The organism is Halosimplex amylolyticum (assembly GCF_051414035.1).
Classification (GTDB): domain Archaea; phylum Halobacteriota; class Halobacteria; order Halobacteriales; family Haloarculaceae; genus Halosimplex; species Halosimplex amylolyticum.
Window position 1 is genome coordinate 908,237 of the sequence record NZ_JBLKNW010000002.1, and the last position, 13,588, is coordinate 921,824.

Annotated in this window: 14 protein-coding genes; 9 read left to right on the top strand and 5 right to left on the bottom strand. The window is 69.4% G+C overall.

Annotation, left to right across the window (positions count from 1 at the left end; all coding sequences use genetic code 11):
• Positions 1-46: 46 nt before the first annotated feature.
• Together ACMGFE_RS14865 and ACMGFE_RS14870 are read left to right on the top strand one after the other, a co-directional pair.
• Positions 47-2,041 (top strand): cation:proton antiporter domain-containing protein, encoded by a 1,995-nt coding sequence (locus ACMGFE_RS14865; RefSeq protein WP_436925995.1) that lies wholly within the window; start codon positions 47-49, stop codon positions 2,039-2,041.
• A 57-nt stretch (positions 2,042-2,098) separates the two neighbouring features.
• On the top strand, positions 2,099-2,482 hold the full coding sequence (locus ACMGFE_RS14870; RefSeq protein WP_436925996.1) for a DUF4260 family protein: 384 nt from the start codon (positions 2,099-2,101) through the stop codon (positions 2,480-2,482).
• Positions 2,483-2,711: 229 nt separating this feature from the next.
• Here ACMGFE_RS14870 and ACMGFE_RS14875 read toward each other — a convergent pair whose 3' ends face one another.
• Both ACMGFE_RS14875 and ACMGFE_RS14880 read right to left on the bottom strand, forming a co-directional pair.
• Positions 2,712-3,851 carry a thiolase family protein gene (locus ACMGFE_RS14875; protein WP_436925997.1) on the bottom strand — a complete coding sequence of 380 codons (1,140 nt, stop codon included), beginning with the start codon at positions 3,849-3,851 and terminating at the stop codon, positions 2,712-2,714.
• Between the two features lie 65 nt (positions 3,852-3,916).
• Positions 3,917-4,141 carry a hypothetical protein gene (locus ACMGFE_RS14880; protein ID WP_436925998.1) on the bottom strand — a complete coding sequence of 75 codons (225 nt, stop codon included), beginning with the start codon at positions 4,139-4,141 and terminating at the stop codon, positions 3,917-3,919.
• A 208-nt stretch (positions 4,142-4,349) separates the two neighbouring features.
• Between ACMGFE_RS14880 and ACMGFE_RS14885 the strand changes: the two genes are divergently transcribed.
• Both ACMGFE_RS14885 and ACMGFE_RS14890 read left to right on the top strand, forming a co-directional pair.
• Positions 4,350-5,720, top strand: a complete 1,371-nt coding sequence (locus tag ACMGFE_RS14885; RefSeq protein ID WP_436925999.1) for an ATP-binding protein — start codon at positions 4,350-4,352, stop codon at positions 5,718-5,720.
• 105 nt (positions 5,721-5,825) lie between these two features.
• Complete coding sequence (locus ACMGFE_RS14890; protein ID WP_436926000.1) at positions 5,826-6,683, top strand: DUF7537 family lipoprotein; 858 nt, start codon at positions 5,826-5,828, stop codon at positions 6,681-6,683.
• A 76-nt stretch (positions 6,684-6,759) separates the two neighbouring features.
• On the opposite strand, the gene ACMGFE_RS14895 is transcribed toward ACMGFE_RS14890, so the two are convergent.
• On the bottom strand, positions 6,760-7,779 hold the full coding sequence (locus tag ACMGFE_RS14895; RefSeq protein WP_436926001.1) for an NADP-dependent oxidoreductase: 1,020 nt from the start codon (positions 7,777-7,779) through the stop codon (positions 6,760-6,762).
• 191 nt (positions 7,780-7,970) lie between these two features.
• On the opposite strand from ACMGFE_RS14895, the gene ACMGFE_RS14900 reads away from it, so the two are divergent.
• The 4 genes from ACMGFE_RS14900 (at position 7,971) to ACMGFE_RS14915 (ending at position 11,602) form a co-directional block, all read left to right on the top strand.
• Positions 7,971-8,264: a hypothetical protein gene (locus ACMGFE_RS14900; protein WP_436926002.1), complete on the top strand. Its 294-nt coding sequence runs from the start codon at positions 7,971-7,973 to the stop codon at positions 8,262-8,264.
• A 109-nt stretch (positions 8,265-8,373) separates the two neighbouring features.
• Positions 8,374-8,826, top strand: a complete 453-nt coding sequence (locus ACMGFE_RS14905) for a TRAM domain-containing protein (protein WP_436926003.1) — start codon at positions 8,374-8,376, stop codon at positions 8,824-8,826.
• Positions 8,827-9,010: 184 nt separating this feature from the next.
• Complete coding sequence (locus ACMGFE_RS14910) at positions 9,011-10,759, top strand: lipopolysaccharide biosynthesis protein (RefSeq protein WP_436926004.1); 1,749 nt, start codon at positions 9,011-9,013, stop codon at positions 10,757-10,759.
• Positions 10,760-10,816: 57 nt separating this feature from the next.
• A complete protein-coding gene (locus ACMGFE_RS14915; protein ID WP_436926005.1) occupies positions 10,817-11,602 on the top strand; it encodes an SDR family oxidoreductase in 786 nt (261 codons plus the stop codon).
• Positions 11,603-11,611: 9 nt separating this feature from the next.
• Here ACMGFE_RS14915 and ACMGFE_RS14920 read toward each other — a convergent pair whose 3' ends face one another.
• Entirely contained in the window at positions 11,612-12,073 is a 462-nt protein-coding gene (locus ACMGFE_RS14920) for a hypothetical protein (RefSeq protein ID WP_436926006.1), read from the bottom strand.
• A complete protein-coding gene (locus ACMGFE_RS14925; RefSeq protein WP_436926007.1) occupies positions 12,070-12,300 on the bottom strand; it encodes a hypothetical protein in 231 nt (76 codons plus the stop codon). The genes ACMGFE_RS14920 and ACMGFE_RS14925 overlap by 4 nt, the downstream gene beginning before the upstream one ends.
• Before the next feature lie 156 nt (positions 12,301-12,456).
• Here ACMGFE_RS14925 and ACMGFE_RS14930 point away from each other — a divergent pair, with 156 nt between their 5' ends.
• Positions 12,457-13,581: a hypothetical protein gene (locus tag ACMGFE_RS14930; protein WP_436926008.1), complete on the top strand. Its 1,125-nt coding sequence runs from the start codon at positions 12,457-12,459 to the stop codon at positions 13,579-13,581.
• Positions 13,582-13,588: the final 7 nt, after the last annotated feature.

Sequence of the window (13,588 nt, forward strand, 5' to 3'; positions counted from 1 at the left end):
GTTTATATCGGGGGCTTCCGTGAAACCGACCAGATGGAGGTACACAGTGGCTACCGGCGGTAGCGAACTGCTCATCCCGCTGGTCGCGGGGATAATCGGGCTCGGTATCCTCGCGCAGTTGCTGGCCGCACGCCTGCAAGTGCCGAGTATCATCTTCTACCTGCTCGTGGGCGTCATCATCGGCCGGCCGGGGCTCGGCTGGGTGACCAGCGAGACCTTCGGCGAGGCGCTGCCGGCGATCGTCGGACTGGCCGTCGCCGTCATCGTCTTCGAGGGGGCGTTCCACCTCCACCTCGACCGCATCAAGGAAGCCCCCGCCGAGGCGTTCCGGATGGTGACCGTCGGTGCGGTCATCGCGCTCGTCGGGACCGCCATCGCGGTCAAACTCGCCTTCGGGCAGGCGACCTGGGAACTGTCCTTCCTCATCGGCGCCCTGCTGGTCGCGACCGGGCCGACGGTCGTCACCCCGATCCTGCAGGTCGTCCCCGTCCGCGACCGCGTCGCGGCCGTCCTGGAGACGGAAGGGATCGTCAACGACGTGACGGCGGCGATCATCGCCGTCGTCGTCTTCGACGCGCTGAATCCCGAGGCGGGGTCGGCGGGGTTTATCGCGGCGTTCACTCGCCGGCTGGGGATAGGGATCGTTGTGGGCCTCGCGGTCGCCGCCGTCGTTTTCTACCTGTTGCGATACGTCGACCTCTCGCCGGGCGACGCGCCGCGTAACGCCCGATTGCTGGTGCTCGCCGGTGCGCTGGTTGCGTTCGCGGGAGCGAACTCGATCCCTGGCGCCAGCGAGGCCGGCGTCGCCGCCGTCGCCACCGCGGGGATGGTGCTGGGCAACCTCGACATCCCCTACGAGGAGGACATCACCGACTTCAAGGGCGACGTGACGCTGGTCGTCCTCTCGTTCGTCTTCATCGCGCTGGCCGCCCAGCTCAATCCACAGACGCTCATCGAAGTCGGTATCCCGGGCCTCGCGGTCGTCGCCGCCGTCGCGCTGGTCATCCGCCCGCTGCTCGTGATGATCTCGACGGTCGGCGACCGCTTCACCTTCAACGAACGGCTGTTCATCAGCGCCGTCGGCCCGCGCGGGATCATCCCGGCGTCGGTCGCGACGCTGTTCGCCGTCGAGATGCAGAACGTGGCCTCGAACTTCCGGACCGATGCCGCCGAACTCGTCGGCGACGGCGCGACCGCGTCGAGCGTCTGCGGCCGTGCGGACCTGGCCGGCGAGGCCGTGGCGCTCTGTGCGGACGCGAGTACGCTCGTAAGCCAATCGGAACTGCTGCTCGGCGTCGTCTTCCTGGCTATCTTCGCGACCGCCCTCGTCGAGGGCGGCCTCGCGCGCCACGTCGCACAATACCTGGACGTCATACCCATGAGAGTAATCATCGTCGGAGGCGGGAAGGTGGGCCGTTCGCTCGCCGAACGCCTCGAAGACCGCGGCGAGAACGTGGTCGTCATCGAAGAACGCGAATCGACCGCCGAACGAGTGCGAAACGAGGGCTTCACCGCCATCATCGGCGACGGGACGGACACGGAGGTCCTGCGCGAAGCCGGCGCGAACAACGCCAAGACAGTCGTCGCCGCAACGGGCGACGACGACGCGAACCTGCTCGTCTCGCAACTGGCGAGCACGAAGTTCGACGTCGAACACGTCATCGCCCGGGCGAACAACCCCGACAACGTCGACGCCTTCGAGGACCTGGGCGTGCGGACCATCTCCTCGGCGATGGCGACCGCGTGGGCTATCGACAATCAGATCGAACGCCCCGCCATCGCCCACTGGATGACCGACGTCGGTCGCTCCGGCGACGTCCAGGAAGTCGAGGTGACCAACGAGAAGATCATCGGCAAGCCCGTCCGCGAGGTCGGCCCGATGCTCCCCGACGCCTGCCTCATCGCCCTGCTCAGCAAGGGCGATCCCGAATCCGCGCACGTGCCGACCGCCGACACCGTCATCGAACGCGGCGACTACCTCACCCTGCTCGGCCGCACCGAGTCGGTCCGCGAGGGGATGAAACTCGTCAACCCCGACTGACGGAGCCTCCTCCTTCACCTGGCCCGTCTTTTTCCGCTCGGCACCCCTCGCGACGGTATGGAGCCGAGGTACTATCTCCGGGTCGAGGGACTGGCAGCGCTCGCCGCGTCGCTCGCCGTCTTCGGTGCGCTGGACGCGCCGCTGTGGCTGCTGGCCGTACTCGCGCTCGCACCGGACCTGTCGATGCTGGGATACCTTGCCGGGCCGCGCGTCGGGAGCGTCTCGTACAACGTCGTCCACACGTACACCCTCCCGCTCGCGGTCGGCGGTGTGGCCTACTGGGTCGACGCGTCGTTCGTGGTTGCGGCCGCCGCGGTGTGGGCCGCTCACATCGGTGCCGACCGGTTCTTCGGATTCGGCTTGAAATACTCGACCGGCTTCGAGCAGACGCATCTGAGCGCCCAGCCCGCACCGGTCGCACGGCTCAAGACGGACGAGTGACTCGGGCGGAAAAGAAGGGACAAAACGCGAGTCGCCACGCGACTCGCGCGGAGGAGGAAACAGGTCTGCGCTACGGCGCCCGCAGTTCGATGGCCGCACCCTGGCGCAACCACCTTTTTCGCCTCGGATATCCTCGCGGCGCTTCGCGCCGCTGCGGGTACCACTCGGCCAAAAAGATGGGGCAAAAAGCGCGAGTCGCGGAGCGACTCGCGTTAACCTGACTCCCTACCTACGGCGCTCGCAGTTCGATAGCCGCGCCCTGGCCAAAGCCGACGCACTCGGTCGCGAGCCCGAGGTCGTCGCCGCGGCGGTTCATCTCGTGGATCAGCGTTACCGGCAGGCGCGCGCCGGAGGCGCCGAGCGGGTGGCCGATGGCGATGGCGCCGCCGTTGACGTTGTAGCTGTCGTCGTCGAAGCCGAGTTCGCGCTGGCAGTACAGCGCCTGGCTCGCGAACGCCTCGTTCAGTTCGACGAGGTCGAAATCGTCGGGGTCGCGGCCGGTCCGCTCGCAGAGCTTGCGGACCGCCGGGACCGGACCGACGCCCATGATAGTTGGGTCGACGCCGGCGACCATGTGGTCTCCCACCTCGGCGAGCACGTCGAGGCCGTGCTCGTCGGCGAACTCGCGGGAGGTGATCATCGTGCCGGAGGCGCCGTCGGAGATCTGCGAGGCGTTGCCCGGGGTGATCGTCCCGTCGCTCTTGAAGACGGTGGGGAGCTGGGCCAGCTTCTCCATGGAGGTGTCCCGGCGGATGCCCTCGTCCTCGTCGACGGTCCCCTCCTCGGTCTCGATGGGGACGATCTCGTCGTCGAACTTGCCGGAGTCCGTCGCCTCGGCGGCCCGCTGCTGGCTGCGGAGGGCGTACTCGTCCTGGTCCTCCCGGGAGACGTCGAACTCCTCGGCGACCTTCTCGGCGGTCATCCCCATCTGGAGCTCGCCGATGTTGTACAGTTCGGCGAGCCGCGGGTGGACGTTGTGGGTGTTCTCGCCGAGGTCGACGCGCGTCATCGACTCGACGCCGCCGGCGATGACGCAGTCGCGCTGGCCTGCCGCGATGGCGTCGGCGCCGCGCATGATCGACTCGGCCGAGGAGGCACACCAGCGGTTGATCGTCGCCGCCGGGACCTCCTCGCCGAGGTCCGAGAGCAGTGCGATCACGCGAGCCATGTTGTTGCCCTGTTCGCTGCGCTGCTGGGCGCACCCCCACAGCAGGTCGTCGACCTGATCGCTCGCGAGGCCCGTGTCGGTGAGCATCTCGTTGATCAGCGGCACCGACAGATCCTCGCTGCGCACGTCCGCGAACGCGCCGTCTTCTTTCCCCTGGGCCGTCCGGCGAGCCTGCACGATGACCGGTGTCGTGTCCGTCATGAGTGGAAAGAGGTCCCGCGTCGTGTTAAACCCTGACAAACGTCGGACGCGTCGTCCGGAGTTGATCAGAACAGTTCGGCGGCAAACAGGAGGACGACCGGCGCGACGACCAGGAGGAGGCCGACCGCCATCAGCGCCGCCGGCACGACGAGCAGGCTCATGTCGGTCAACAGCCACAGGCCGGCGCCGGCGAGTATCAGGAGGACGCCGACGATGCCGAGCAGCCACCTGACGACGCCGCCCAGTCCGAAGTCGGTCGCGAGTTCGGCCACTTCGAACACTTCGTCCATGTCTGTTCGCCGTCTGGTAGCCCGTCCGACATAAGTCTGGTGTGGTGCGGTCGGCGGTCCCGCCGGGTCAGCGACGCTGTTGACAGCGGACCGGTCGGGGGTCGAGGGTCGAGGGTCGGGCGTCGGGGTTGGGGCGTCGAGAGATCGAACGGCGGCGCTCGGACTAGTTCGCGAGACTTATACCGTCGAAAGGCGAATCTAGGTGGGAATGAGCGATCCGGAGCTAGCGGTCGTGGAGTTCGTGTTGACGACGCAGGTGTACAGCGAGCACCGCGACCTCGATGCCGACGATCTGCCGCCCGATTACCGGGCGGTTTTCTGGAACGAAGGGGAGATAGAGCGGCCGCTGTCGGCCACGACGACCACCGCCCGGCAGGCGACGGACGTCCAGCAGCCGTGGGAGGCGATCTCGGGCCTGATGTTCACCGACCGCGACGACTTCTCGGGGACGATCACCTTCACGGACGAGGACATGGCCAGGGAGTGGTACCTCGACCGCGTGGACGCCGACCACCTGAACGAGAATCCCGTCCTCGCGAGCGTCTTCGAGGACGAGATCGAGGGGGCCGACTACGAGTTCGCCCGCGAGGAGAACCGCCCGATCCGGGCCGACCGCGTCTGGATCGACAACCTGCTCGAGGAGTACTTCGACGAGGACGACGAGGACGAACAGGAGATGCTCGACCTCGTCGACATCCGCGCGCCCGAGGAGGTCGAGATGACCATGGACGACCTCGTGCTCACGGCCGACCAGGAGGGGGAGATCCACAAGATCGTCAAGGCCATCGAGCACCGCGATTACCTCGCCCAGATCGGCCTCCGGGAGATCGGGAAACTGTTGTTCGTCGGCCCGCCCGGCACCGGCAAGACGTCCATCGCACGCGCCCTCGCGAGCGAACTCGACCTCCCCTTCGTCGAGGTGAAGCTGTCGATGATCACCTCCCAGTACCTCGGTGAGACGGCCAAGAACGTCGAGAAGGTGTTCGAGGTCGCCACGCGCCTCTCGCCGTGTATCCTCTTCATGGACGAGTTCGACTTCGTCGCGAAGACGCGCGCCAGCGACGAACACGCCGCGATCAAACGCGCCGTCAACACCCTCCTGAAGAGCATCGACGAGGTGAGCCTCATCGAGCACGAGGTCCTCCTCATCGGCGCGACGAACCACCCCGACCAGCTCGACGCCGCGGCCTGGCGCCGCTTCGACGAGATCGTCAACTTCCCGAAGCCAGACGACCAGATGCGCTCGGACATCCTCCGGGTCGTCACCCGCGAGATGGAGATCCTCGACTTCGACCCGATGGAAGTCGCGCAGAAGACGGAGGGGCTGACCGGCAGCGACCTCCGGCTCGTCCTCCGCGAGGCCGTCCTCGACGCGCTGACCGAGGAGCGAACCACGCTCACCCAGCAGGACCTCCTCGACGCCGTCGAGGACTTCGAGGAGCGGGACAACCTCAAGAACATGGACATGATCGACGGCGACCACGACGCGCTCGTCGCCGGTGGCGACATCGCGGGCGCGAGCGACGGCGGGTCGAGCGCGGCCTCTGATGGCGGTCACGACCACAGTCACGACCACTGACGCGGCTGATTCCGCCACGGGGCTGTCCCCGTCGCTCTGGCCCATCCGCTTGCGCCGGCGCGGTTTTTTCGGTCGCGCTATATACCAGGTAGTCATACACGTGTCATGTCTCGACAATCGACGACGTGGGTAGTGGTGGCGATGCTCGTGCTGTTCGCCGGATGCGCAAGCGGTCCGAGCCTCGGCGGCGACGGTGACCCGGCAGCCGGCGCCGATACCGGTGATACGACGGAGGGGGATGTGGCTGACGGTGATGCGGCCGGCGGCGCTTCGAGCGACGCGGAAGCGTCGGCGGGTGGAGACGGTGGGAGCGGCGACGCTCACGTCGTCGAGAACCGCACCGCGTTGCTCGTCGAGGCCGGGAGTTACACGTCTTACTGGCAGATGCGAGCCACCGAGGACGGCGTCGTGACCAGCGACACGACCTACACCTGGGCCGTCGACTACGACCGCGACCGGACCCGCTTCTCCGCGCGGATGGCGTCCGCGGACGCCGTCACGATGGATTACGAGACGTACTACGCCGACGGTCGGACCTACCAGCGCAACGGCGAGGGCGACGACGCGACGTACTCGGTCACGGACGGTGAGTTCAGGCCGACCGCGTCGGCAGCGATGACGACCAACATCGACGACGCGGACGACCTCGCCGAGTTCGCGAACGAGGGAACCGAGACCCACGAGGGCGTGACGGTGACCCGCTACGTCAGGACTCAGGAACCGACGTGGCTCACCAACCAGGCCGCGGCCGACGGCAACTTCACCTGGACGGAGTTCCGCTTCACCGTCCTCGTCGACGAGGACGGGCTCGTGCGGTCCGAGGGCTGGGAGGCCGAGGGCGTCGACGAGGACGGCGTGACCTACGTCATGTCGTTCACGTACGCGCTCTCGGACGTCGGCGCGACCGACGTCGAGGAACCGGCCTGGGCTGCGACCGCCCGCGAAAGCGCCGCCGCGCAGTAACGAACAGGCCGGAGTACAGCCACGCAGAAACGAACGGCCGAACGCGCCGCCGCGCAGTGACAGATCGGCGGGAGCGTTACTCGTCGGGGTCGCTCACTTTCACGAGCTGTTTGCCGATGTTCTCGCCCTCGAACAGCCCGAGGAACGCGTCGGGCGCGTTCTCCAGCCCCTCCGTGATGGTCTCGCGGTACTCGATCTCGCCGCTGGCCACCCACTCGCCGAGTCGCTTCGTCGCCTGCCCGAAGCGGGGAGCGAAGTCGCGCACGAGGAAGCCCTCCACGCGGGCGCGGGTACTGATGAGACCGGGGAGCTTGCGCGGGCCGGTCGGCCGCTCGGTGGCGTTGTAGAGCGATATCTGCCCGCAGACGGCGACGCGGGCGTCGACGTTCAGTTTGGTGAAGACGGCGTCGGTGATCGGGCCACCGACGTTGTCGAAGTAGGCGTCGACGCCGTCGGGCGCCGCCTCGTCGAGCGCCGCGCGGTAGTCGTCGGTCGCCTTGTAGTTGATCCCGGCGTCGAAGCCCAGGTCGTCTTCGAGAAACGAGACCTTCTCGTCGGACCCGGCGAAGCCGACGACCCGCGCGCCCGAGAGCTTCGCGATCTGCCCGGCGACCGAGCCGACCGCGCCCGCGGCGCCGGTGACGACGAACGTGTCGCCGGGCTTGGGCTCGGCCACCTCGCGGACGCCGAAGTAGGCGGTCCGGCCGGGCATCCCGAGCACGCCGAGCGCCGTCGAGATGGGGGCCAGGTCGGGGTCGACCGCCGTGAGTTCGGTCCCCGGCGCGGTGGTGTAGTCCGCCCACTCCAGGTTGCCGACGACGATGTCGCCCCCCTCGAATTCCGCGCCGCTGGAGTCGACGACTTCGCCGACAGCACCCCCGCGGAGCGGGTCGCCCACGTCCCAGGGGTCGGCGTAGGATTCCCCGGCGCTCATCCGGTCGCGCATGTACGGGTCGACCGAGAGATAGCGAGTGCGGACGAGCGCCTCGCCCGGACCGGGCTCGGGCACGTCCGTCTCGGCCAGTTCGAACGTCTCGCGGTCCGGTTTCCCTTCGGGGCGCTTCGCCAGGCGGAACTGCCTGTTGGTGTCGCGCATGGGCACCGGTACGACCGTGGGCCCGAAGAGTCCCGCGACTACGACGCTCGACAAACAGGCGAGCGGTTTACGTCCGCTTCGCTCGCGCAGTGGCCCGGTTCGTGACCGTCGGGGTTCCCGTTTCGCGACTGCCGAGATACCCGGTTCGTGACCGTCAGGGTTTCGTCGGTGAGGGCCGAACGAACCCGACGATGTACCTCTCACCGGCGGTCCGCACGATCCGCGACGATCCGATCGAGGGCGAACCGGTCACCCTCCTGCTGGAGGTCGCCGACGAAGCGACCGTCAAGGCCGTCGAGTCTGCAGTCGGCGAGGCCGGCGCGACCGTGGAGGAGGAACTGGAGTTCCGGACGCTCCGAGTGACAGTCGAACAGGAGCGGGTCGGCGCGGTCTGTGCGGTCGATGGGATCGAGACGGTCGAGACGGCGAACACGCTGGGACTCGACCCCGACGGGGCCGGCGAGGACGTCCGCCCGGACGGCTGAGTCGCGGCGTCCGACGCCCCAGCGGGCGCTCGCCGAGCAGTTCGGGCGCTCGACGGACGCTGCCGGCCAGAGCGCAAGCGTTTAATTCGACCCAGCGGTAACTCACTTCATGCCCGACTGTCCACTCGCGGACGAGTGCCCCAGTTTCCAGGAGCGCATCGAGGGGATGGGCTGTACGCACTACGGCGACCGCGGCGGCGCCGAGTGGTGTAACCATTACAATCAGCCGATCGAGGACCTGAAGAGTCAGCCCGTCCAGCCCGGCGAGGAAGTCGAGGTGACGGTGGAGGACATCCACGAGAGCGGTGCCGGCGTCGGCCGCACCGAGGATGGCTTCATCATCATGATCGACGGCGTCCTGCCGCCGGCCCGCGCGAAGGTGAAGATCAACAAGGTCCGCTCGAACCATGCCCGCGCCGAGGAGATCGAACGCCTCCCCGACGACCCCGACGACGAGGAGGCCGAAGCGACCGCCGACGCCGAGTCCGACGAGGAAAGCGAGGCCGACGAGTCGAACGACCGCGAGCGCCTCGGCAGCCGCGACAACTTCTGGGGCTCGTAACCCGGATCGCGGCCGGCGCTCCCGCCTGGACAGTCCTGACGCCGCTCGTTTCTGCCGACCGCCGTTCTACCCCGGATAGCCCCGCCGTCGCCACACGCCGCAGGCCGCCCTCCTGTCGGTCCGTTTACGGTCGCGCTCGCTGCTTTCAGCGGTTTTATGCCGCCCGATCCGCCAACGTAGCCTCGTGGTCCCCGACCCCGCAGTCTCCGACGACGCCGCGTCCGAGGGCACCGATGCGGTCGCCGAACGACCGGATCGCGGTCGGCCCGAGCCGGTCGACGACGCGGCGGGCGATCCGGTCGGCGACTCGACCGAAGACGCAGACGGGCCGACGAGCGGCGGAAGCGCCCCCACCGACCCGGTGGAGGCGCGGCTCGACGACGCGCTGGAGCGGGTCGCCCACGGCGCGACCGTTTCCGTCCCGAGCATCCTCGTCCAGCGCGGGCTGACTGTCGCGTTCACCGCGGTGTTGACCAACGGCTTCGCCGCGGGGTCGTACGGCGTCTTCGCCGTCGCGCGCCGGCTCCAGCAGTTCCTGCTCCACGTCGCGCTGGGGTTCCGGAGCGGGCTCAGCCGCTTCCTCCCGAACGCCGAGTCGGCAGCGGAGCGCGACGCGCTCGTGACCGTGGCTGGGCTGCTGTTGGGGACCGTCGCGACCCTGTTCGGCGTCGGTCTCTTCCTCGGGGCGCCCGCGATAACGCGGATCGCCGACCAGCGGCCGCTGTTCACGACGGTCCTGCGCGTGTTCGCGCTGGGGCTCCCGGCGACGGTGTGGCTGTTCACGGCCACGGAAGTCCTGCGCGGCCTCGAAGAAGTCGTCCCGCTGAACCTCGCGCTCAGGGTCGGGTTCCCCGTCGCGCAGCTGGTCGCCGGCGTCGTGGGGACCGTCGTCTACGGCGACCTCGTGGCCGTGGCGGTCGGCGTGGTCGCCGTCTCCGGCCTCGTCGCGCTCGGCGCGACCGCGTGGCTGGTCCGCGAGCGCGGGCTCGGCCTGCGCGTCCGAAGTGCGGTCGACGAGGTGACCGCCGATGGAACCACAGGGAGCGAGGACGAGGGCGAGGACGAGCACGGAAGACTCGACCTGCGGGAGGTCTGGCGGCGCTACGTCGGGTACACGATCCCGCTCTTCGTCGGCGGCATCGCGACGACGATCCAGCGGCTCGGCTTCTACCCGCTCATCGCGCTGTACCTGACGGACGTGGCCGGCGGCGTGTTCGCGGTCGGGATGGTCGTCGGGTCGCTCGTGCGCCTGCCGCTGATCGGCCTCAACCAGTTCGTGCCGCCCGTGGCCGCTGCGCTCCACGAGGACGACCACCGCGCGGCGCTGGCCCGCTTCTACCACGTCACCAGCCGGCTCGTCCTCGTCGGCGTGGTCGGCCTGGCGATCCCGGTGATCGTCTACCGCGAGACCGTCATGTCGCTGTTCGGGCCCGCGTTCGTTCCGTACGCGCCGCTGCTCGTCGGGTTCGTCCTCGCGCAGTTCGGCGCCTGCGCGGTCGGGAGCGTCGGCATCCTCCTGATGATGACCGACAACCAGCGGGCGTATCTAGTTGTCAACGTTCTCATCACGCTCGTGCTCGCCGTGACCGCCGTGCCGCTGACACTCCGGTTCGGCCTGCCCGGTCTGGTCGCGAGCTACGTGCTCATGCTGACGCTCAACAACGGACTGGAAGTCGCCGTATTGTACCACTTCGAGCGCCTGCAGCCGTTCACGTGGCTCCACGGGAAGCCGCTCGTGGCGGCCGTCCCGCTCGGAGTGATCGCCTGGAGCGCGAAGGCGCTGCTCTCGGGGCCCGCCGCGCCGCTCGTCGGCGTGACGGTCGGGTTGAGCGCGTACGCGGCGACGCTGTGGGTCCTCGGGTTCACGCCGGCAGAGCACCGCCTCGCCGGGACCCTCGCCGAGCGGTATCGCGCTGTCCTCGCCCGGTCGTGACCGACAGTCGATCCGGAACCTCCCGGTTCTTTGACCCTCGACGTCGACCACACGCGTATGGATCTACAACTCGACGGCAGCGCGGCACTGACGACGGCGAGTTCGAGCGGCCTCGGTTTCGCGAGCGCGAAGGCGCTCGCTCGCGAGGGCGCCGACGTGGCCATCTGCGGTCGGACCGAGTCGCACCTCGAATCCGCCGCCGAGGAACTCGAAACGCTGGGCGACGGCGACGTGCTCGCGGTCCAGGTCGATCTCACAGACCGGGCGGAAGTGGAGGCGTACGTCGAAGAAGTCGCCGACGCGTTCGGCGGCATCGACCAGGTCGTCATGAGTGCGGGCGGGCCGCCCAGCGGGGCCTTCCTGGAGATGGACGACGAGGACTGGTACGGCGCCTACGACACGCTCGTCATGTCCGCGGTGTGGACGACCCGCTTCGCCTACCCGTACCTGGCCGAGTCCGACCAGGGATCGATCACGGCGATCACCTCCCGTTCGGTCCGGGAGGTCATCGACGACCTCGTCCTCTCGAACGCGGTCCGCCGGGCGGTCATCGGGATGGTCAAGACCCAGGCCCGGGAGTTCGCGCCGGAGGTCCGCGTCAACGCGGTCCTCCCGGGCGCCCACGAGACCGCTCGCATCGAGGAGCTCATCGAGGACGGCGTCGAGCGCGGCGACTACGACAGCTACGAAGAGGGCCTGGCGGACAAGGGGTCGTCCGTCCCGCTGGGGCGGATCGGCGACCCGCAGGAGCTGGGCGACGTGGTGGCGTTCCTGGCGAGCCCGCGGGCGAGTTTCGTCACCGGGACGGCGCTGCCCATCGACGGCGGGTCCATGCGGAGCTGACGCGGCGACTCAGGCGACCCCGGGCCCGGCGTCGTCCGACGAGTCGCGACGCCGGCCGAGCAGGTAGCCCGTCGCAGCACCGACGGGAGGCGCCCACCAGCCGACGGCGCCGACCGTCGTGAGACCGACGAACAGCGCGACCCCGGCCCGTTCGGCTGGCGGCCCCACCTCACCGAACAGCGCCGCAAGCGCCGTGGCACCGGCCGGTCCGAGAAACCCGGCGAGGGCTCCCGCGAGTGCCGCGCGACGCGAGGGCCGCCAGCGACGCGAGCGTTCGACGATCGCGAGCCAGCAGAGCGCTCCCGCGCCGCCCGCGCCGAGCGAGACGATCCGCAGCACTTCGGCGTCTGGCGGACCGCTCCGCGGCGGAGCGGCGGAGACCGCGAGCAGCGCCCCCGCGGCGCTGAGCGAGAAGGCGAGCCCCGCCAAGAGCGTCCACCGGAGCGCCGACGAACCGCGGGTTTCGGTCATCTCGTGCCGGGCGACCCGCCGGTGGAGGAGTTGCCGTCGGCGCTCAGCGACCAGACGAGCAGGCCGAGCGAGGCGAGCGCGACGAAGATGGAGACGACGTAGCCGATCGTTCCGGCCTCGCCGAGGATCGCGCCGGGGAGGAACGCGGAGACGACGAGCAGCGCCACTCCCGAGAGCGTCCCGGCCATGGCGAGGATCAGTAGCCAGAACCGGACTGCGGGGTCCATGCTGCGAGTCGATTCTCCCCGGGGCCGTATGAGCGTTCCGGCGGTGTCGGTTTCGGCTGTGTCGTCGGACTCGCGCCGGCCGACTCGACTGGTCCGATAGCTTACCAAAACGCGGTTCAGCGAACCGTTTTGGCGGTGGCGGTCCCCCTGTCCGACATGTCGAACGAGCGACCGGGCGGCGGGACGGACTGGCGCACCGCCGGCGAGTGGATCCGACTGACAGACGTCGAGGCGGTCCAGTCGCCGCGAGAGACGACGTTCGCGGACGCGCAGGCCGGCGCGAACTTCGTCGTCTTCGAACCGGGCTGGCTCCCCGGGGATTGTGAACTCGCTGAGACGACGTTCCGGCCGGAGCAGCCGCCGGGCCGACCGGAGGGCGTCGACGCCGCGGAGATCGGGCAGACGCCGTGGAGTGACGGGAACCCGTGCGCGCTCCGGGCCGTCGTCGAGGGCGACGACCGGCGACTGCGGATCAAGGAGTTCCTCTACGACTGGGCGCCGCCCGCGGCGAGCGTCGCGCCGCTGTGGGGATCCGAAGACCCGACCCCCGTCGACGCGGGCGACGCTGTGGGATTCCTCGGCACCGACTACAAGGACAACGGCGGCGCCTGCGTCCAGCGGGCGCGCACGCAGGTCGAGGTGTCGGTCCTCGACGGCGAGTTCGCCGCCGAGGAACTCGAAGCCCTGCTGGACGGGCTGGAACCGGCGACCGACCCGGTGTCGCGGGACTCGGAGGCGACGGCCGTCCGGCAGGTCCCGTTCCACCGACTGAACTACTGGGCGCGCTACCGATACGAGTCGGTGGGCGTGCCCCACGGGCTCTGGGACCACGGAATCGCGCGACCGTACCACGAGAGCGTCCCGTGCTCGTCCGCGGCGCTGGGCGATGCGGAGCCGCGACTGCTCGGCCCGGCCGAGGGCGGCGTCGGCGCGGCGTTCGCCCTCGACTCGGCTGTGACGTTCCCCGAGGCCGACGCCGTCGAGGCCGTCTACCGCCACGAAGCGAACGGGAGCGACCACCTGTGGATCACCGCGGCGGCCCCGGACAGCGCGCTCGCCCCCGAGTTGCCGCCCGAACCGGCGGACCAGCCCGCGGCGGTGCGCGAGGCGGTCGAGTTGCGGGGGACGACGGTCCACTACGCGGCGCTGACCGAGGACGACGGTGCGTGGGAAGCAGTCTGGACCGGGGACGGCGTCACCTACGCCGTCGTCGCGGGCGCGTCGCGAGCGCTGGATGGCGAGACGTTCCGGTCGCTGGTCGACGGACTGGAACCCGCCTGACTCAGAA

Coding starts and splice junctions, on each gene's coding strand:
- ACMGFE_RS14880 (WP_436925998.1), bottom strand. CDS start 4,141: ATGGACGAAGTGTTCGAAGTGGCCGAACTCGCGACCGACTTCGGACTG.
- ACMGFE_RS14920 (WP_436926006.1), bottom strand. CDS start 12,073: ATGACCGAAACCCGCGGTTCGTCGGCGCTCCGGTGGACGCTCTTGGCG.
- ACMGFE_RS14925 (WP_436926007.1), bottom strand. CDS start 12,300: ATGGACCCCGCAGTCCGGTTCTGGCTACTGATCCTCGCCATGGCCGGG.
- ACMGFE_RS14875 (WP_436925997.1), bottom strand. CDS start 3,851: ATGACGGACACGACACCGGTCATCGTGCAGGCTCGCCGGACGGCCCAG.
- ACMGFE_RS14900 (WP_436926002.1), top strand. CDS start 7,971: ATGTACCTCTCACCGGCGGTCCGCACGATCCGCGACGATCCGATCGAG.
- ACMGFE_RS14895 (WP_436926001.1), bottom strand. CDS start 7,779: ATGCGCGACACCAACAGGCAGTTCCGCCTGGCGAAGCGCCCCGAAGGG.
- ACMGFE_RS14870 (WP_436925996.1), top strand. CDS start 2,099: ATGGAGCCGAGGTACTATCTCCGGGTCGAGGGACTGGCAGCGCTCGCC.
- ACMGFE_RS14890 (WP_436926000.1), top strand. CDS start 5,826: ATGTCTCGACAATCGACGACGTGGGTAGTGGTGGCGATGCTCGTGCTG.
- ACMGFE_RS14915 (WP_436926005.1), top strand. CDS start 10,817: ATGGATCTACAACTCGACGGCAGCGCGGCACTGACGACGGCGAGTTCG.
- ACMGFE_RS14885 (WP_436925999.1), top strand. CDS start 4,350: ATGAGCGATCCGGAGCTAGCGGTCGTGGAGTTCGTGTTGACGACGCAG.
- ACMGFE_RS14905 (WP_436926003.1), top strand. CDS start 8,374: ATGCCCGACTGTCCACTCGCGGACGAGTGCCCCAGTTTCCAGGAGCGC.
- ACMGFE_RS14930 (WP_436926008.1), top strand. CDS start 12,457: ATGTCGAACGAGCGACCGGGCGGCGGGACGGACTGGCGCACCGCCGGC.